Consider the following 19,471-nt stretch of genomic DNA (forward strand, 5'->3'; position numbering starts at 1 on the left):
ATGAAGAAAGTTTTAATAACCTTTATATCCCTATTACTATTGGCTTCGACAGAAGTCAAAGCTCAGCCAGGACCTGTCAAAAAGGTTGCAAATGCCGTTTTTACAATTACTACCTTCAAATCTGATGGCAGCATCCTTGCTAATGACCATGGAGTATTCATTGATGGAGAAGGTACCGGCATCACAAGTTTTTCTCCATTCATTGGAGCTACGACCGCAAAAATACATGATGCACGCGGAAAAGAACTTGAAGTCGACTATATCATTGGCGCTAACGAATTATATAATGTTGCCAAGATTAAAGTTAAAGGACTTACATCTTCTGCCCCACTAGCTGCTGATATCAAAGCTGGAACAAAAGCATGGCTCGTTCCATATGCAGTTAACACACCAGCATGCCAGGAAGTAAAAGTTGATAAAGTAGAAAAATTTAATTCTACGTTCAACTACTACATTATGAATAGTAATGCTCCTGAAAATGCTATTTCTTGTCCGTTTGTAACTGCAGATGGTAAAGTATTAGGTCTTTTAGTCCACAGCAACACCGACAGCGATGTACATGCTATCGATGCACGTTTTACAAACAGCCTAAAAGTAAATGGCATTTCTAGTCTAGACCCAGCCTTAAAACAAACAGAAATCCGTACAAAATTACCAGACACTGAAGATGATGCCATGTTCACTCTTATCATGGCAAAAAACAAGGGAAATGAAAATAATGTTGTAAAATATATAGAGGAATATATATCTAAATTTCCTACATCATCAGAAGGCTATAAAGAACAAGCTGAATATCTAATGCTTAAAAACAAATATGCAGAAGCAGATAAGATTCTACAAACAGGGATACAAAAATCAAGCAAAAAAGATGAAGCCCATTATAATTATTCTTCCATGATCTACAAAACAGCGATATACTCTCCGGAAAAGTATCAGTTGTGGACTCTTGATAAAGCCTACGAAGAGGCGGAAACAGCTTATAAGATTCAAGCCCTTCCTGTATACCAGCACCTAATGGCGCAAATCATCTTTAGCCAACAAAAATATCAAAAGGCATATGAATCTTTTATTGCATTAACTAAAAGTGACATGAGGAGTGGTGAACTTTTTTATGAAGCTGCTCAAAGTAAACGAATGCTAAATGCTCCGAAAAATGAAATATTTGCTTTATTAGACAGTGCTGTTAATGTATACACTCGCCCATATACGGTACAGAATGCTCAGATGGTTGCACCTTATATATATGCACGCGGAAAAGCACTTGATGAAATGGGTAAATATCGCGAAGCTCTTAAAGATTACAATGAATACGACACTTTAATGCTATTTCGCGCAAACCATGAATTCTACTATACAAGATACAAATGTGAAATGCAGATTAGACAATGGCAACAGGCATTACAAGATATTAGCCATGCAATTATCCTTAACCCAAACGAACCAACTTATTTCGCAGAACTCGCTAGTTTAGACATACGAGTTCACCGCGAAGAAGAAGCTATAAAATCTGCACGTCGTTGTATTGAATTAGCACCGGAATATGCTGATGGCTATTTATTGCTCGGTTTGGCTTTATGCCAAACAAATAATACGACAGAAGGTATTACAAACCTAGAGAAAGCAAAACAGTTAGGTGACAAAAGAGCAGATGGTTACATCAAGAAATTTAAATAATAAGTATTAATTAAGGTCAGCAAATTATTCTGCTGACCTTAATTAATTATTCTACCGCACACCCTATCGTTAAGAAAGCGCTTTCTTCCAAGGCTTCCAAACTATGACTTTTTTCTCTAGGTATACGTATAAAATCACCTGGAAAACAAACGATTATATCACTGCCTACAACCAATTTAATTCTACCAGAACGTATAAGAAAACACTCTTCCATTGTAGCATGAACATGCGTTTCGACAAATTCCCCTTTCTTCAATGTGGTAAAGGCTATTTGCGTTAAATCAGACTCACTTTCCTCATTTGACAACAAAACACGTTTCATTCCACAACCATGAGAAGTTATAGTTCCCTCCACGGCATAAAGGCTTCTAAATAAAATTTCCCTATTCATATCACTTACAAAAATAAGTGATTTCAAACATTTATTCGACTGGAAATCAAAAAATTATCGCTAAAATTAGGTAAAACAAGAAAAAAATAGTAATTTTGCACCCGATTTTGAACTGTAGGAGTCGATGAGTGACTCCGACTAAACATAAAGTCTAACTTTATTAATTATTAATTTTTATTTTTATGTCAGATTTAAAGAACGTACAGCCATTAGCAGATTTCAATTGGGACGAGTTTGAAAATGGATCTGTAGCAAACGTAAGCAAAGCCGATCTCGAAAAGGCTTATGATGAAACTCTTAACAAGATTCAGGAGCATGAAGTAGTTGAGGGTACAGTAATCGCTTTGGACAAGAAAGAAGTAATTGTAAATATCGGTTACAAGAGCGATGGTATCATTCCAGCTTCTGAGTTCCGTTACAATCCTGAGCTCAAGATTGGCGACAAAGTAGAAGTTTACGTTGAAGATCAAGAAGACAAGAAAGGTCAGCTCGTACTTTCTCATAAGAAGGCACGTCTTGCTAAGAGCTGGGACAAGATTAATGAAGCTCTTGAGAATGAAGAGATTATCCAGGGTTACATCAAATGCCGCACTAAGGGTGGTATGATTGTTGATGTATTTGGTATCGAAGCATTCTTGCCAGGTTCACAAATCGACGTTCATCCAATCCGTGACTACGATGTATTTGTAGGTAAGACTATGGAGTTCAAGGTTGTTAAGATCAACCAGGAGTTCCGTAATGTAGTTGTTTCTCACAAGGCTCTTATCGAAGCTGAGTTGGAAGCACAGCGTAAGGAAATTATTGGTAAGCTCGAAAAGGGTCAAATCCTTGAAGGTACCGTTAAGAATATCACATCTTATGGTGTATTCGTTGACCTTGGTGGTGTTGACGGACTTATCCATATCACAGACCTCTCTTGGGGCCGCGTAAGCGATCCACATGAGGTTGTAGCTCTCGACCAGAAGATTAAGGTTGTTATCCTTGACTTCGATGAAGAAAAGAAGCGTATTGCTCTTGGTCTCAAGCAGCTTACCCCACATCCATGGGATGCTCTTGATGCTAATCTTAAGGTTGGTGATCACGTTAAAGGTAAGGTTGTTGTTATGGCAGACTACGGTGCATTCGTTGAAATTCAGCCAGGAGTTGAGGGTCTTATCCACGTATCTGAAATGTCTTGGAGCCAGCACTTGCGTTCAGCTCAGGAATTCATGAAGGTAGGTGACGAAGTAGAAGCTGTTATCTTGACACTTGACCGTGACGAGCGTAAGATGAGCCTTGGTATTAAGCAGCTTAAGGAAGATCCATGGGAGGCTATCGAAGCTAAATATCCTGTAGGTAGCAAGCACAATGCTAAGGTACGTAACTTCACTAACTTTGGTATCTTCGTAGAGCTCGAAGAAGGTGTAGATGGTTTGATCCACATCAGTGACCTCTCTTGGACTAAGAAAGTTAAGCATCCTTCAGAATTCACACAGGTAGGTGCAGAAATCGATGTAATTGTTCTTGACATCGACAAAGAGAATCGTCGTTTGAGCCTCGGTCACAAGCAGCTTGAGGATAATCCTTGGGATGCTTATGAAGCAATCTATACTCCAGGTTCTGTACACACAGGTAAGATTTCTGAGATGATGGATAAGGGTGCTGTTATCACTTTGAACGAAGGTGGTGAAGGCTTCGCTACTCCAAAGCATCTTCAGAAGCAGGATGGTTCACAGGCTCAGCTCGGTGAAGAGCTCGAATTCAAGGTAATCGAGTTTGTTAAAGAGACAAAGCGTATCATCCTTTCACACAGCCGTACTTTCGAAGAGGGTAAGGAAGAATTCGCTAAGCCAGCTCGTCGTAACAATGCTCCTTCTCACAAGAATGATGCTGCTGCTATCAACAATGTTGCTGCAGGTACTTCACTCGGTGATATCGATGCATTGGCTAAGTTGAAAGCTGAAATGGAAAAGAACAATAAGTAATTTGATTGCTATTCCAAAATAACACAATAAAGGTTGAGTTCATTTTGAACTCAACCTTTTTTTATATCTATTTTTTCTTCCCTCGGATTAAATAATATCCCCAAAAACAAAAATAAGGCAATCTCAGAAAAATAAAGAGACTGCCTTATTCATACACTAATTAAGAAAAACAAGTTAATCCATCTTATAAATTTACTTTATTCAGAAAATCCTGAAGTCGAGCAGACTTAGGATTTTCAAAGATCTCTGTAGGAGATCCTTCCTCTGTAATATATCCATCACTAAAAAACAAGATTCGATTAGCAATATTTTTAGCAAACGACATTTCATGAGTTACAACAACCATTGTCATACCCGATTCTGCTAATTGTCTCATCAAAGCTAAAACCTCTCCTACCATTTCAGGATCAAGCGCAGATGTTGGTTCATCAAAAAGCATGATATCCGGATTCATAGCCAAAGCTCTAACAATAGCTATACGCTGTTTCTGTCCACCACTAAGAACATCCGGATAAGCATCCGCTTTGTCAGCTAAACCAATACGCAGAAGCAATTCGTCAGCTTTTTGAGAAGCTTCCTCTATAGACATTTTTTTTAACTGTACAGGAGCCAACATAATATTTTGTCGTATAGTCATATTAGGAAATAGATTAAATTGCTGAAAAACCATACCAATTCGTTCTCTCATCTTATTGATATCTATTTCAGGTGACGTAATATCTACTCCCTCCAAGAGAACTCTACCAGAAGAAGGACGTTCTAACAGATTAAGCATACGAAGGAATGTACTTTTTCCACATCCAGAAGGACCAATTATAGCAATGACATTCCCTTTACTAATAGATAAATTAATATCTTTAAGGACTTCATGCTCACCAAAAACCTTTTTAATGTGCTCTGTTTCGAGCAATATATTATTAGCTTCTTTCATTTTTGCGTAATTTTTTTTCAATTCTACTTACACCAGCCTCTAATGACATTACCAATACGAGATAAATCAAAGCTACCACACCTAGCGGCAACATTGCATCATAAGTAATACTTCGTATTATATCTGATCCCTTGGTCAGATCTACCAACCCTATATAACCACTGATAGAAGTCTCCTTTAACAAGGTTATCAATTCATTACCTATGGCAGGTAAAACATTCTTATAAGCCTGCGGTAAAATAACAAAGCGCATGGTTTGTGCATAAGACATACCCAAAGATCTACCCGCCTCCATCTGACCTCGATCTATTGACATAATTCCAGATCGAATAACCTCTGCTAAATAAGCAGCAGAATTTAGACCAAATGCAACAATAGCAACGACCACTTTACTTACATCTGCAGAAGCAAAAATTACATAATAAATAATCAAAAGCTGTACCATTGTCGGAGTACCTCTCACTATGGTAAGATAGACACGGCATAACGTATTTAGAAATTTCATATTACCATTTCTATCATGAGAAGTACGTACAATCGCTATTAAAGACCCTAATATCAAAGATATAATAATCGCAAAGACAGTAATTAATATCGTATTGCCTAAGCCATGTAATAGATATAAGTATCGATGCTCTACTAAGAAATCCATATTAAATTTATCCATAAAAGACATCGAGCCAACAGTTGTTTCATTATTTTTTACAACGATAACCTGCCTACAAGAAGTATAAGGCGAACTGAAAAGTACATTCTTAAGTCGGTCAGGCGTAACTGTTAAGCCAGCCGCTCCAACATCTGCCTTTCCAGTCTGCACACTTGTTATAACGGCGTCGAAATTGACATCTTCAAACTCAATACTCATTCCCAAGATATCGGCAATTGCTTGCATCACATCGATGTCAATACCAACAATAACCCCATCATCATAATATTCATATGGAGGAAAAGTCGCATTTGTTGATACTACTAAATGACCATTTGGGCGACCTATATCTCTCTTCTGATAGGCCACAGGTATATTATCATAAATATGTCGATGAATAATTGTATCAAGCAGTCCGCTATTCTTCAACTTAACCAAAGCTTCATCTATTCTTTGTTTCAAAACCATTCTATTTTTGGATACACAGAAGGCATAAGCATCATGTGAAAAAGACTGAGGAAGGACTTCAAGATTTTCATTCTTTCGGACAAAAGCACGAGCAGGCTGTTCATCATCTACCACACAATCTATCTTTCCCTGAAGCAACGCTTGTATTGCATCTGCACACTTTGTATAGCGTTCTACCTTTGTTTGCTGATTATTCTTCTCCAACTTAGAAAGTCTAACATCACTGGTAGTACCCAATTGTACTCCAATATGTGCTCCAGACAAATCTGAAGGCGACTTTATATTCTTTTGCTGTGAGTTACCACAAGCACAAAGTAGTAAAACCACTAAGAGTACATATAAAACACTAATATACTTTCTCATACGATATTTATCTAAATAATTACTTCTTACCTTTATTAATAATATAGATACCAGCCGTAGCGAGACTAGCAGCTACAGCATATTTCCAATGGAAAGTCTCACCCAAACATAAGCATGAGGTCACAGCTCCAACAATAGGTATAAGGGAATTCCAAATAGCTATTTTACCTACAGGATTACAGGTAAGCAATTTATTATATAAAGTAAACCCAATTGTAGATATACTTATCAACAACAAAAGAATAATTACTCCCCAAGCTGTTATTTGAGGTAAACTACCTCCCATTAGCAGCCCCGGGATAATAAGTAAAGCACCTCCTATACCTAAACTATAACCAGTGCCGATGAATACATCTACAATTTTATTTACGCCACGCGTCATCAATCCAGCAAAAGCTCCACATAGTGCGTTCATAATAATCATACCATCACCTAACCACGTAAAATTTCCACTTTCTTTTCCCCCTAGATTCAGAGCTAAAATACCTAAAAATCCAATAATACAACCCAATATTTTACGAAAAGTCATCTTATCGCTCTTGAAGAATACGCAAGCCAATATAACGACCGTAAATACACTCAACGAATTAAGAATTGCAGCACGAGCTCCCTGACTATGCGACAAGCCAATATAAAAAGCAGCATAATGAAGCGTGGTATTAAGCAAAGCAAAGAACATCAGAAAAAGAAAAGCGCCAAATCGGCTGGCTTTTATTTTCCATAAAAACGGGCGATGAGTCAACTTTGCTATACTTAAAATGATAATACCAGATAGACAAAATCGTATACCTGCAAAAAGCATCTTACTTCCTGTCATATCTGAGGTAATACCAAATTCTGCAAAACCCAACTTTATAAGTGGATAGGCCCATCCCCATAAAAAAGCAGCAATGAAGGCAAAAATAGCTGCCCATATAGGCTTTTGAAAAATACTCATACTTTATAAATTATAAAAACATCCAAAAATAATATTTTTGCATTTTTTGAGAACAATAATACCATATTTTTTTGCAAAGATACAAATTTATACACTTTTTCGATGCATAAATATCTTAAAAACGTGATTTATAAATATATATAAGCCAAATTTTACAATTTTTCTATTTCTGCCTACTTAATAATAATCTTAAATAGCGTCTTTTATGAATATATATTCATAAAAGGGCACTCCAAACTAGACAAAAAATTATCATTTACAAGAGTAGAATTAAATTAAAGTTCACAAAATTCAAATTGAGTTAATCAAAAAGGAATATTATAAATAGTCTACTGAAAAATAATATTTTTTACAAAAGCATCCATTAGATTTACGTTTTACTAAATACAAACCAAATGGCTAAAGAATATGAAAGTTTCAGCACATATATAAAAGACTAGAAATCAAGTAGTTATATTTTATCAACATTACATAATAAGCAATATAATGCCTATAATTCTATAAAATTACCAAATTAAACCATAAAAGATATGATGTATTCTCTTCATGAACTTAGTCTTTAAGTCCCACAAACATACCATTTATAAAATTCATCTACAAATAGTACTATTTAGAATATCTCATTCCGAAAAAACTACATTATTTTTCCTAGATGAACTCATATACAAATAGCAGCTTAATGATATATATGGTTCATCAGACAAATGACGTGATGCGTCTGTCGTGTAAGGCATAGAGTCTAAGTTCAAAGTACTTATCATCCCTGAATCCGTATGCATTTCTTTTGAGTACTTTGATCTTATTATTGATACCTTCGACTTTAGCAGTAGATATGTGACAGTCGTACCATGCTAGGATGCCGGATCGATATGCAGCAATAGTATTTGCCACCTTTTCTATCAGTGATACTTTAGTACTCCTGGCTTGTCTGATCCATTCGTCTAGGAAAGATTCTGCATGAGTTTTAGTGACTTGCATCCATATTTCCCTCATGCTCTCCTTTAAATAGTACGCCTGTGCAAGAGGTTTGTTCATGGCTAGGGCATTCTCAAGTCTCTCCTTGTGTTTGTCATCATAGATGTCCTTACCATTACAGAGCAACAGCCATCTCATACCCTTTATGACCTTCCGTCTATTGAGATCCTTCTCCTCATGGTACATCCTGCTTCTAAGTTTGTCTATCGCATCATTCATGAGCTTTACAACATGGAAATGGTCAAACACATGTACGGCAAGCGGTGCATGTTCCATCACAGAAGCAATGAAGGCCTTTGATAAATCTGTAGCTATATGCTCAATGACAACCCCATAATGGTCTACCTTGCGCCAGAAACCTTTCAGGGCATCTACACCCTTACCGTCTCCCACATATATAATCCTGCCTGTCTCCAAATCCACGACAATAGTCTTGTATACATGTCCTTTACGTACTGCGAACTCATCTATTCCTATGCTCTTTACATTCCGTATGTTCGGATTACCATACCTGGATTTCAGACGACGTTTATGAATGTCCTTTACAGTATCCCATGTCAGATGGAGGTATTCTGCCACCGATTTGATGGTTGCAATATCAAGCAGGTCCACTACAAGGTTCTCCAAACGAGCAGTATAGGTGCGCTTACCATGAGCAAAGTGGATCTCCTCCTGCATGTCACAACCGCAATCCTTGCACTTTATACGTTGAATCTTTGTATGAAGGACTACTGGAATATGACCTATCGGGACAGTCTTGAAGTCGCGCCATACATAACCATTACGAATAATATGACGACTCTTACAACATGGACAGCGCATTTTGTCCATTCGCTTTTGGATATTCAAAACTATTTGGCTATCTTTGTGGCTGAAACTGTTGCATTGGAATCCATTGATGCCGAATGCGAAAAACAGGAAGCTGGAATTTATCATGTCATTTATAGTTTGGTCGCTACAAAGATATGAATTTTCCAGCTATTTCTTTTCAATTCAATTTAACATCACGTCATTTGTCTGATGAACCATATATATATTACAAAAGTAGAAATCAGAAAAAGTAAAAACTAAAACAAACTTAAAGAAAAATCTGCTTCATCATTTTTTTCGTCTTGTACATCTGTCTTAGGAGGTGTTTCATCAGTGAAATCGAACATAAGTTGCTGACTTTCTTTCACCATATTATTAATACGATAGACTCCCCTATCAGTTTTTTCGATAATAGAATCAACACTACGTGAGTGAGAAATCAAAAAATGCGTCACATACACATGAAGTGAAGAATAATCAACTGGATTAAAAATAGAATTACAAGCATTAAAAACATGGTGTGCTATTTTCTCTGTCTTTAATCCCTGCTCTCCTGCCTCAGAAAGTACCTTAAATATTTCTCTATCGTATTCGTGCATATATAAATAATTAAAAAAGCCGCAAGCTACATTATGCTCACGGCTTTCTTATCGTTCTTTAAAATTTAGGCGAGAACAATCTTATTATCTTCGTCTTTAATTTTTCCTTCTTTAAAAAGCCAACCAATACCTAGTAAAGCCTCTTCTTTGCTAATATTAGCTGCCTTAGCGATATCTGCTACTGCCAATGGATTCTCAGCTGCAGCAAGTGCCTGATAAACATCACCAGCTTTAAAACCTACATTTTCTGCATTGAGAATCAATGTTGTTTTCTTTGCTGTTTTCTTTGGAGCTGCTTTGGTTACAGCTGTCTTAGTTGATTTCTTTTCTGCCATATTTTAGTAAATAATTTAAATTTTAGAGTATTCCTTCATACTGATGCATAAGCATCAAGGATATCTCACTAATAAAAAAAATCTACCGCAAAAATAACAAATAAAAAGCAATCTGCAACAAGAATTAGCCTAAAAAGGGCATTTTGTCAAGTTATATGTTACTTTTCTTGATGTAAGTCAACCTTAATCTGCAATTCATCAAGTTGTTTCATATCCAATGCAGATGGAGCATCAAGCATTACATCACGTCCTGAATTATTTTTAGGGAATGCGATGCAATCACGGATGCTATCAAGACCTGCAAGAATACTTACAAAACGATCAAGTCCGAAGGCAAGGCCTGCATGTGGTGGAGCTCCATACTTGAAAGCATTCATCAAGAAACCAAATTGAGCTTCAGCACGTTCTGGTGTAAAACCAAGTACCTCAAACATTTTTTCTTGCAACTTAGTATCATGGATTCGCAAACTACCACCACCGACTTCAATACCATTACATACAAAATCATATGCCTTAGCTCTCACCTGTTCAGGATGCTCATCAAGCAATGGAATATCATCAGGATTAGGCATTGTAAAAGGATGATGTGTTGCCATCAGGCGTTGTTCCTCATCACTCCACTCAAAGAGAGGGAAGTCAACAATCCACAAACACTTGAAAACATTTTTATCCATTAAGCCTAAACGATTACCCATTTCTAGACGAAGTGAGCAAAGCTGTGTACGAGTCTTATTTGGTTTATCACCAGACAAAATCAATACAAGGTCACCATTATTAGCACCCATCGCTTCTTTTACCTTAGCAAGATCATCTGTCGTATAGAACTTATCAATAGAACTCTTTACAGAACCGTCTTCATTATACTTAATATACACAAGCCCTTTAGCACCTACCTGCTGACTTTTTACAAAGTCTGTAAGCTGATCAAGTTGCTTGCGAGTATAATTAGCACAACCAGGTACACATATACCACCAATATAAGCAGCCTCATCAAATACACCAAATTTACCAAGCTTCAGTACATCCATGAGTTCTACGAACTCCATACCAAAACGAAGATCAGGTTTATCACTACCATATTTCTTCATAGCCTCTTGCCAAGTCATCTGCTGCATCTTTGGTATATCGACGCCACGAATTTCTTTGAAAAGATGACGAGCCATATCTTCAAAGAGGTTAATAACATCATCCTGATCTACAAAACTCATCTCACAGTCTATCTGAGTAAACTCAGGCTGACGATCAGCACGAAGGTCCTCATCACGGAAGCACTTCGCAATCTGGAAATAGCGATCGATACCAGCTACCATCAGCAACTGCTTCAAAGTCTGCGGACTCTGTGGTAATGCATAGAACTGTCCTGGATTCATACGAGATGGAACGACAAAGTCGCGTGCACCCTCTGGAGTAGAACCGATAAGAACAGGTGTCTCAATCTCCATGAACTGCTTACTATCAAGGAAATTACGAATAAGGATAGTCATACGATGACGAAGTTCCAAATTCTTACGAACGGCATTACGACGTATATCAAGATAACGATATTTCATTCGAAGGTCATCGCCGCCATCAGTTTCATCTTCAATAGTAAAAGGAGGAGTGAGAGATGGTGACAATACTTGAAGTTCCTTGGCGATAATCTCAATATCACCTGTAGAAATCTTGTTATTTTTACTCTGACGCTCACTAACGATACCCTTGACTTGGATACAAAACTCACGACCCAATTTATTAGCCTCCTCACAAAGAGCTTTGTCGTCAGCTTCATTAAATACAAGTTGTGTAATACCATAGCGATCACGCAGGTCGATAAATGTCATACCACCCATCTTACGTGAACGTTGTACCCAGCCAGCTAAAGTTACATTTTTACCGGCATCAGAGAGTCGCAACTCTCCACACGTATTTGATCTATACATATTTAGTATTATTATAATATTCTTTGAAATGCAAAGTTACAGCAAAAATATTGAAACACAAAAAATATAATGATTAAAATCATAGAAATATAGAGCTTATACTATTGACTACTCTGCAATATTCTTTGATTTCTGCTTACTTCTATAATTTTTGCCATCAGACTTTGGATTTTGAGAAAAAAGTAGTAAGTTTGCCATAACCATAATTACAATATCTCAAAAACCTGATAAAAAGATAATGAAAAAGACATTTATTTTAGGCCTTCTAGCATTAGTAGCGACCTCTTCTTTTGCACAGAATGCTCAAGAAGTTCTTGCTACAGCTCAGAAAGCAAACGCTTACTTTATGGCAAAATACGCCGACCCTACAACTCCTACTTTTGTTAAAAAAATTCGTCCAAGTAATTTATGGACTCGTGCGGTATATTATGAAGGTCTTATGGACCTCTACAGCATCGATAGCAACCAGAAATATATAGACTATACCGATACATGGGCTAATTTTCACAAATGGGGTCCAAGAAACGGCGTAAAAACTACGGATGCTGACGATCAATGTTGTGGACAAACATATATAGATCGCTATGTCCAGACGGGCAAGAAAAACAAATTCATGATTGAGAATATGATTAAAAACATGGATTTGCAGATAGCTTCAGGAAGACTTAATTATTGGACATGGATTGACGCTATCCAGATGGCTATGCCTCTATATGCCAAGATGTACAAAGTAACTGGAGACCGCAAATACATGGACTATGCTATGAAAGCATACAGATGGAGTCGAAACGAATGTGGAGATGGTCTTTTCAACACTAAGACAGGGCTATGGTATCGAGATGCTGACTATGTTCCCCCTTATAAAGAAGCTGACGGTAATGATTGTTACTGGAGTCGTGGTGACGGATGGGTTTATGCAGCATTAGTCAGAGTAATGAAAGAACTTGATCCAAAAGACCCATATTATAAAGAATTAAAAAAAGATTTCGTAGCTATGAGCACTGGAATTTTAAAATGTCAACGTGAAGATGGATTTTGGAATGTAAGTCTTGTCAGCCCAACTACTTTTGGAGGCAAAGAACTTACAGGTACAGCTCTCTTTCTTTATGGCATGAGTTGGGGCATCCAAAAAGGTTTTCTAAAAGCAAAACTCTATCGCCCGGCAGCAGATAAAGCTTGGAATGCACTCGAAAAAGACTGCGTTCACACAGATGGCTTTTTAGGATGGGTTCAAGGCACAGGCAAAGACCCTTCTGCAGGTCAACCTCTATCCTATACAAAGGTACCTGATTTTGAGGACTATGGCACAGGATGCTTTTTACTTGGTGCAACTGAATATTACAAGTTATTGATATCAAGTAAATAAAAATAATTATTTATAAAAGGTCAGATTGTCATCTGACCTTTTTTTATAATCATTTATTAGTTAAACATTGCAAATTTTTATCGTTATACTAAACTTACTCTGTATTTTTGCGTCAAAATTTTGAAATTAATTATATCAATGAATAAAATGAAGAAGATATTTTTAGCAATGTTGATGATGATGGTAAGTATTTTATCAACATATGCACAAGCTGAAATCAAATTTGACAAGTTAACGAATAATTTCGGAAACTTTGAAGAGTCAAACCCTGTACAAAAGGCGACTTTCACTTTCACAAATATAGGTGACAAACCTTTAGTTATAAACCAAGCCATAGCTAGTTGCGGATGTACTGTACCTAACTACACAAAACAGCCTATAATGCCAGGACAAAAAGGTACAATCAGCGTAACTTATAATGGTAAAGGGAAATTTCCTGGCCATTTTAAGAAGACCATTACCGTTAGAACTAATGGAAAGGTAGAAATGACTCGTTTGTATATTGAAGGAAATATGACAGAGAAAAAGTAATCAAAAGATTATATAACAAGTATTTTCTACTATACCATAAAAGATTATAAATAAACAAACAGGCATGGCCAGCTTCACAGCTCGTCATGCCTTTCGTATAAAATTAACTCAAGTATAAAAAGAAAATTTGTTTGTATCTCATAGTCCATAGTCTTCAATCTCACTAAAGACCTATTCAGCAATTGAATATTTCTACTAAAATCAAAGACTTAAAAAATCAAGAAAAGTGCTAATCACACAGATTTTACTAAATTCCAACTTAATAGTAGAATAAAGTATCCATTATTTCTTTTTTAATTTATTCAATCGCAAAGATAATTATATTTTCGTATAAAACAAAATAATTAGATTTTTTTTTGTTCACCACAACCATATATCACATTCTATTATGACATTTTCTCATTTTTTATAATTACCTTTGCATACAAAACATCCTACAAATATGATTTTTTACTTTTCTGCTACAGGCAATAGTCGATGGGTAGCTATCCAACTTGCTGCTAAGACCAGAGAACGTCTCATTAATATTACAGATGCTCTTCAGGGCGACTGTACATATCCCTTAAGCGAAGATGAATCAATTGGTTTTATTTTTCCTGTTCATGGATGGAGAACTCCAAAAATCATAGATCAATTCATAGCACGACTCACTATTGATATCTCTGATAGAAATAGCAAAAAAGGAATTAAGCCCTACTGTTTCGTTCTACTGACTGCTGGGGATGAAATCGGTCAAACGCTTAATTATCTCCACAAAGATATCAAGCACAATTCATCCCTCAATGCATTATATATCCAGGAAGTTGATGCCGCCTTTAATATCATCATGCCAGAATCATATATAGGATTACCAGGAATGAACATTGATACTACTGAAAATCAGCAAAAAAAATATAATAATGCCAAACTACAGCTTCAATCCATAGCAGAAGCTATCATAAAGCGACAAAAAGGGCATTTTTCATTAGTAAAAGGTCCCACTCCATGGCTATATTCCAAAGTACTTGGAGGCATTTTCAAACATGTTTTGGTAACTGATAAATATTTCAAAGTGGATGTAAACAAATGCATCAGATGTGGCATTTGCACTAATGCTTGTCCAGTTCACAATATCGAAGGTGGACATGGAAAAACTCCTACTTGGAAACACAATCAACAATGCCTAACCTGTTTTGCATGTTTTCATCACTGTCCTAAACACGCAATAGATTGGGGAAAAATGACACAGAACAAAGGACAATATTTCTTCAAATAGACTAAATCTCAATAAAATGGGAAAAATTATATTTTTACTATTAAGCATACTAACAACAATTCAAGTCTCTGCAGCTAAAGTTAATCCGACACCTGTGAAAGTAATGCAGAAAGATGGTACAATTCTGATTATTCAAGGTCATGGAGATGAGCATTTTCACTGGACTACTACTCTAGATGGAGTTATAGTATGCCAACAAAAAGATAGTTACTATATAGCAGAAATAGATGAACTAGGAAATATTTCTGCCTCAACTCTGTTAGCTCATAATTCTGAAGACAGAAATAGCAAGGAAAAGGAACTTATTGCGAAACAAAAGCAAGTATCCTTCAATAAGCCAAATCTATCATCAGTTTTGGCTAAATCGAATATAGGAAATGGCATTTCTAACATCAAATATTTTCCACATTTAGGATGTCCAAAAGCCCTTGTCATACTCGTAAACTTCCAAGATACAGTATTCCGTATAAACCAGCCCCTAGAAGCTTTCGATGAATATTTAAACAGCACAAATCAACTAACAGACTTTGGCAACTGGAATACAAAAAATAGTACTAGTGTCAAAGGCTATTTCGAAAATGTTAGTAACGGGCAATACTCACCAGAATTCGACGTTATTGGTCCCATTACAGTATCTAGTAGCATAAGCTATTATAGCAATTCTGAAGAAAGCACTCTACTAAAAGAAGCCTGCCAACAAGTAGACAATCAAATTGACTTTTCACAATATGATTCCAATAATGATGGCGACGTGGATCTTGTTTTTTTGATATGTGCAGGATATTCTCAAAGTAACTCTAACAATAAGAACGACATCTATCCCAAAATTACAACGACAAGTAATCTAACATGCGATAATAAAAATATCAAATTGTATGGCCTAAGCAATGAATTGAATTTTTATCCTGGATTTAGAGAGCATTTTCCAAATGTACCTACCTACTGCATAAATGGCCTAGGTATTTTCGTTCATGAGTTTTCACATGCTCTTGGATTACCAGATATGTATTCAGAAAGTGAAAGTAAGCCAGGACTAGAGTATTGGGACCTGATGGATGGTGGTGAATACAATCATAATGGTACAGGATACTCTCCTACCCCATACACACCCTGGGAAAAAGAAGTTATGGGATGGCAAAATATCTCTTACCTCAAGAACGACACCTCAATCATAACCCTACAACCAAATACAGAGGCCTACAAGATACAACAAGATGAGAATGCCAAACAATATGCTATCATCCAAAATATACAAAAAACAGGTTTATATACGAATATGCCAGGACATGGTATGCTTGTATATTTAGTAGATTATGAAGACACTGTAAATATCTTTGATTTTCCTAATAGAGGATACAAACCAAGATTAACCATATTACCAGCAGACGGCGAACTCATATCATTTTACGCTAAAGACCAAACGAATTACTATATAAGTATGGCTGGTGATCCTTTTCCTGGCACAAATAAAGTTACTCAAATAAGCAGTATAGCACTAAACGACGGAGTGGTTATCAGCAATCCCATGTATAAGATAACAGAGAACGCTAATGGCACTCTCACATTTAACTACTTAAAAGAAAATATCTCTACCGGAATAGATCAAGTAAACTATGATATTATCGAAAATAATGTAGTAGACAATAAAATCTACACAATTGATGGAAGATACCTAGGTAAATATGGAGATATCAAGTTAAAACCAGGAATTTATATTCTTAACAGACAAAAGATTATTATAAAATAAACAGAAATAACAAGATGAGAACAAGAACATCCACATGGTTTGAAACCAAGATCCGTTATGAGAAAATGATGGAAGACGGTATGCAGAAGAAAGTTACAGAACAATATGTAGTTGACGCTCTGAGCTTTACCGAAGCAGAAAGCAGCATTATAGATGAGATGTCTGTATATATCAGTGGCGAAATGGACATCACAGATATAAAGCATGCAACTTATGGCGAAATATTTTTTAGCGATGCTGATGCTGACGATAAATGGTACAAAGCCAAGCTACAGTTTATCACCATCGACGAGAAAACAGAAAAAGAAAAGAAATCAACTGTAACTTATCTAGTTCAGGCTAATTCTGTCAATGGAGCCATCAAGAATATTGATGAGGTTATGGGGGGTACAATGATTGACTACATTACATCAAGCATTCAGGAAACACAGATTATGGATGTGTTTGAACATCATGCTCCTAAGAAAAAAGAAGAAGTGAACGATGTACCAGAATTTGAACAAAACAATACTACTGAACAAGTAGCAGAATAAAATAAAATATGCAAACAGACGTAGCAAAGAATTTGCACGAGGTGCTTGACAACCTGCCTCAGGACGTGCGCCTCGTTGCTATCAGTAAATATCATCCTAATGAATATATCGAAGCAGCCTATCAAGAAGGACAACGCATCTTCGGTGAAAGTCACGAACAAGAATTAGCCAAGAAAGTAGAAAGCCTTCCAAAAGATATAGAATGGCACTTTATAGGACACTTACAAACAAACAAAGTAAAATATATTGCGCCCTATATATCCATGATAGAAGCCGTAGATTCTTTTAAATTATTAAAAGAGATCAACAAGCAAGCTGCCAAACATGACAGGATCATCAACGTGCTTTTGGAGCTACATATAGCAGAAGAAGAAACCAAATACGGACTCACCCTAGATGACTGTCGAAACCTACTAGCCGAAGGAACATGGAAAGAACTGGAACACGTACAGATCTGCGGACTCATGATGATGGCAAGTAATACAGATGATACTCAGCTTATTGAAAAGGAATTTGATATCGCAGCTAAATTCTTTGATGAAATAAAGCAAAAGTATTTTACTAATGATAATCATTTCTGTGAACGAAGTTGGGGTATGAGTAATGATTACCAACTAGCCATTAAGCACCAATCCACCATGGTTCGTGTTGGCACGTTCATATTTGGACCAAGAATTTACTAAAATATGCATATTAATATCAAAGAGTAGCTTCAGAGCTACTCTTTTTGTTTTTATAATGAGAAAAACTTGATTTTATTCGACTGTATTTTTTTTTTTTAATACCTTTGCCAACTGATAATTAAAAATAACCGAAAAAAGATATGCCAGAAATATCAGTACGCGGAATAGAAATGCCAGAATCGCCTATCAGAAAATTGGCACCATTGGCAAACGCTGCTAAAGAACGCGGTATAAAAGTTTATCATTTAAATATCGGACAGCCAGACCTGCCTACTCCACAATGTGGCCTTGATGCTCTTAAGAACATTGACCGCAAAGTATTAGAGTATTCACCATCTCAAGGCTATCTTAGCTATCGAAAGAAATTGGTAAACTACTATAAGAAATTCAATATCAATGTAGCACCTGATGATATTATCATCACTTCAGGGGGTAGTGAGGCTGTGCTTTTTGCCTTCATGAGTTGTCTTAATCCTGGAGACGAAATCATTGTACCAGAACCTGCTTATGCTAACTATATGGCATTTGCCATTTCTGCAGGAGCTAAAATTCGCACCATTGCAACAAGCATTGATGAGGGGTTTGCATTACCAAAAGTTGAGAAATTTGAAGAATTGATTAATGAGCGCACTCGCGCTATCATGATATGTAATCCAAACAATCCTACAGGTTATCTCTATACCCGACGCGAAATGAACCAAATAAGAGATTTGGTAAAAAAATATGATTTATATCTATTTTCCGATGAGGTTTATCGCGAATATATCTATACAGGATCGCCATATATTTCTTGTATGCATTTAGAAGGTATTGAGAATAATGCAATACTTATTGACTCTGTATCAAAACGCTACTCTGAATGTGGTATTCGAGTAGGCGCTTTAATTACCAAAAATCCAGAAGTCAAACAGGCTGTCATGAAATTCTGCCAGGCACGCTTATCTCCACCTTTAATAGGTCAGATAGTAGCAGAAGCATCACTTAATGCTCCCGAAGAATACTATCGTGAAGTCTATGATGAATATGTAGAACGCAGAAAATGCCTGATTGATGGTCTAAACAGAATTCCGGGAGTTTACTCTCCAATTCCTATGGGCGCATTTTATACAGTAGCTAAACTTCCTGTAGACGATGCTGAAAAATTCTGCCGCTGGTGTTTAGAGAAATTTAGCTATGAAGGAGAAACAATTATGATGGCACCTGCAGCAGGTTTTTACACTACACCTGGCGCTGGTTTTAATCAGGTTCGTATGGCCTACGTACTCAAAAAGAAAGATTTACAACGTGCCTTATTTATTTTAGGCAAGGCTTTGGAAGCGTATCCAGGCCGAGTAAATGAATAAA

General features: G+C 36.5%; 17 protein-coding genes. 9 read left to right on the forward strand and 8 right to left on the reverse strand.

Features of this window, described 5'->3' with window-relative positions:
• Window positions 1-1,674 (forward strand): tetratricopeptide repeat protein, encoded by a 1,674-nt coding sequence (locus L6469_RS04785; RefSeq protein WP_006283196.1) that lies wholly within the window; start codon window positions 1-3, stop codon window positions 1,672-1,674.
• 46 nt (window positions 1,675-1,720) lie between these two features.
• On the opposite strand, the gene L6469_RS04790 is transcribed toward L6469_RS04785, so the two are convergent.
• Window positions 1,721-2,092, reverse strand: coding sequence for a cupin domain-containing protein (locus L6469_RS04790; RefSeq protein ID WP_143067163.1), 372 nt, complete (start codon window positions 2,090-2,092; stop codon window positions 1,721-1,723).
• Between the two features lie 155 nt (window positions 2,093-2,247).
• Between L6469_RS04790 and rpsA the strand changes: the two genes are divergently transcribed.
• Window positions 2,248-4,029 (forward strand): 30S ribosomal protein S1, encoded by a 1,782-nt coding sequence (gene rpsA / locus L6469_RS04795; protein ID WP_006283194.1) that lies wholly within the window; start codon window positions 2,248-2,250, stop codon window positions 4,027-4,029.
• 184 nt (window positions 4,030-4,213) lie between these two features.
• Here rpsA and L6469_RS04800 read toward each other — a convergent pair whose 3' ends face one another.
• The 7 genes from L6469_RS04800 to aspS all read right to left on the reverse strand — a co-directional run bounded on the left by L6469_RS04800 (window position 4,214) and on the right by aspS (window position 12,012).
• The gene (locus L6469_RS04800) at window positions 4,214-4,939 is read right to left on the reverse strand and encodes an amino acid ABC transporter ATP-binding protein (protein ID WP_173651918.1); all 726 of its coding nucleotides are present in this window, start codon (window positions 4,937-4,939) and stop codon (window positions 4,214-4,216) included.
• Between the two features lie 7 nt (window positions 4,940-4,946).
• Entirely contained in the window at window positions 4,947-6,437 is a 1,491-nt protein-coding gene (locus tag L6469_RS04805) for an ABC transporter substrate-binding protein/permease (RefSeq protein WP_006283192.1), read from the reverse strand.
• A gap of 19 nt (window positions 6,438-6,456) precedes the next feature.
• A complete protein-coding gene (locus tag L6469_RS04810) occupies window positions 6,457-7,374 on the reverse strand; it encodes a DMT family transporter (protein ID WP_006283191.1) in 918 nt (305 codons plus the stop codon).
• 696 nt (window positions 7,375-8,070) lie between these two features.
• Window positions 8,071-9,285, reverse strand: coding sequence for an ISL3 family transposase (locus tag L6469_RS04815; protein WP_223918687.1), 1,215 nt, complete (start codon window positions 9,283-9,285; stop codon window positions 8,071-8,073).
• Window positions 9,286-9,416: 131 nt separating this feature from the next.
• Window positions 9,417-9,758 carry a hypothetical protein gene (locus tag L6469_RS04820; protein WP_006283190.1) on the reverse strand — a complete coding sequence of 114 codons (342 nt, stop codon included), beginning with the start codon at window positions 9,756-9,758 and terminating at the stop codon, window positions 9,417-9,419.
• 65 nt (window positions 9,759-9,823) lie between these two features.
• Window positions 9,824-10,093 (reverse strand): winged helix-turn-helix domain-containing protein, encoded by a 270-nt coding sequence (locus tag L6469_RS04825; RefSeq protein ID WP_006283189.1) that lies wholly within the window; start codon window positions 10,091-10,093, stop codon window positions 9,824-9,826.
• Window positions 10,094-10,251: 158 nt separating this feature from the next.
• Window positions 10,252-12,012: an aspartate--tRNA ligase gene (aspS, locus tag L6469_RS04830; RefSeq protein ID WP_006283188.1), complete on the reverse strand. Its 1,761-nt coding sequence runs from the start codon at window positions 12,010-12,012 to the stop codon at window positions 10,252-10,254.
• A gap of 238 nt (window positions 12,013-12,250) precedes the next feature.
• Here aspS and L6469_RS04835 point away from each other — a divergent pair, with 238 nt between their 5' ends.
• The 7 genes from L6469_RS04835 to L6469_RS04865 all read left to right on the forward strand — a co-directional run bounded on the left by L6469_RS04835 (window position 12,251) and on the right by L6469_RS04865 (window position 19,470).
• Window positions 12,251-13,378, forward strand: a complete 1,128-nt coding sequence (locus L6469_RS04835; RefSeq protein WP_006283187.1) for a glycoside hydrolase family 88 protein — start codon at window positions 12,251-12,253, stop codon at window positions 13,376-13,378.
• A gap of 147 nt (window positions 13,379-13,525) precedes the next feature.
• The gene (locus L6469_RS04840) at window positions 13,526-13,909 is read left to right on the forward strand and encodes a DUF1573 domain-containing protein (RefSeq protein WP_006283186.1); all 384 of its coding nucleotides are present in this window, start codon (window positions 13,526-13,528) and stop codon (window positions 13,907-13,909) included.
• Window positions 13,910-14,351: 442 nt separating this feature from the next.
• Window positions 14,352-15,164 carry an EFR1 family ferrodoxin gene (locus L6469_RS04845; RefSeq protein WP_006283185.1) on the forward strand — a complete coding sequence of 271 codons (813 nt, stop codon included), beginning with the start codon at window positions 14,352-14,354 and terminating at the stop codon, window positions 15,162-15,164.
• Between the two features lie 16 nt (window positions 15,165-15,180).
• A complete protein-coding gene (locus tag L6469_RS04850; RefSeq protein ID WP_006283184.1) occupies window positions 15,181-16,911 on the forward strand; it encodes a M6 family metalloprotease domain-containing protein in 1,731 nt (576 codons plus the stop codon).
• A gap of 14 nt (window positions 16,912-16,925) precedes the next feature.
• Window positions 16,926-17,444 (forward strand): DUF4494 domain-containing protein, encoded by a 519-nt coding sequence (locus L6469_RS04855; protein ID WP_006283183.1) that lies wholly within the window; start codon window positions 16,926-16,928, stop codon window positions 17,442-17,444.
• An 8-nt stretch (window positions 17,445-17,452) separates the two neighbouring features.
• Window positions 17,453-18,127 (forward strand): YggS family pyridoxal phosphate-dependent enzyme, encoded by a 675-nt coding sequence (locus L6469_RS04860; protein ID WP_006283182.1) that lies wholly within the window; start codon window positions 17,453-17,455, stop codon window positions 18,125-18,127.
• Window positions 18,128-18,267: 140 nt separating this feature from the next.
• Window positions 18,268-19,470, forward strand: a complete 1,203-nt coding sequence (locus L6469_RS04865) for a pyridoxal phosphate-dependent aminotransferase (protein ID WP_006283181.1) — start codon at window positions 18,268-18,270, stop codon at window positions 19,468-19,470.
• Window position 19,471: the final 1 nt, after the last annotated feature.

The organism is Segatella baroniae B14 (assembly GCF_022024235.1).
In the GTDB taxonomy this organism is placed as follows: Bacteria; Bacteroidota; Bacteroidia; order Bacteroidales; family Bacteroidaceae; genus Prevotella; species Prevotella bryantii.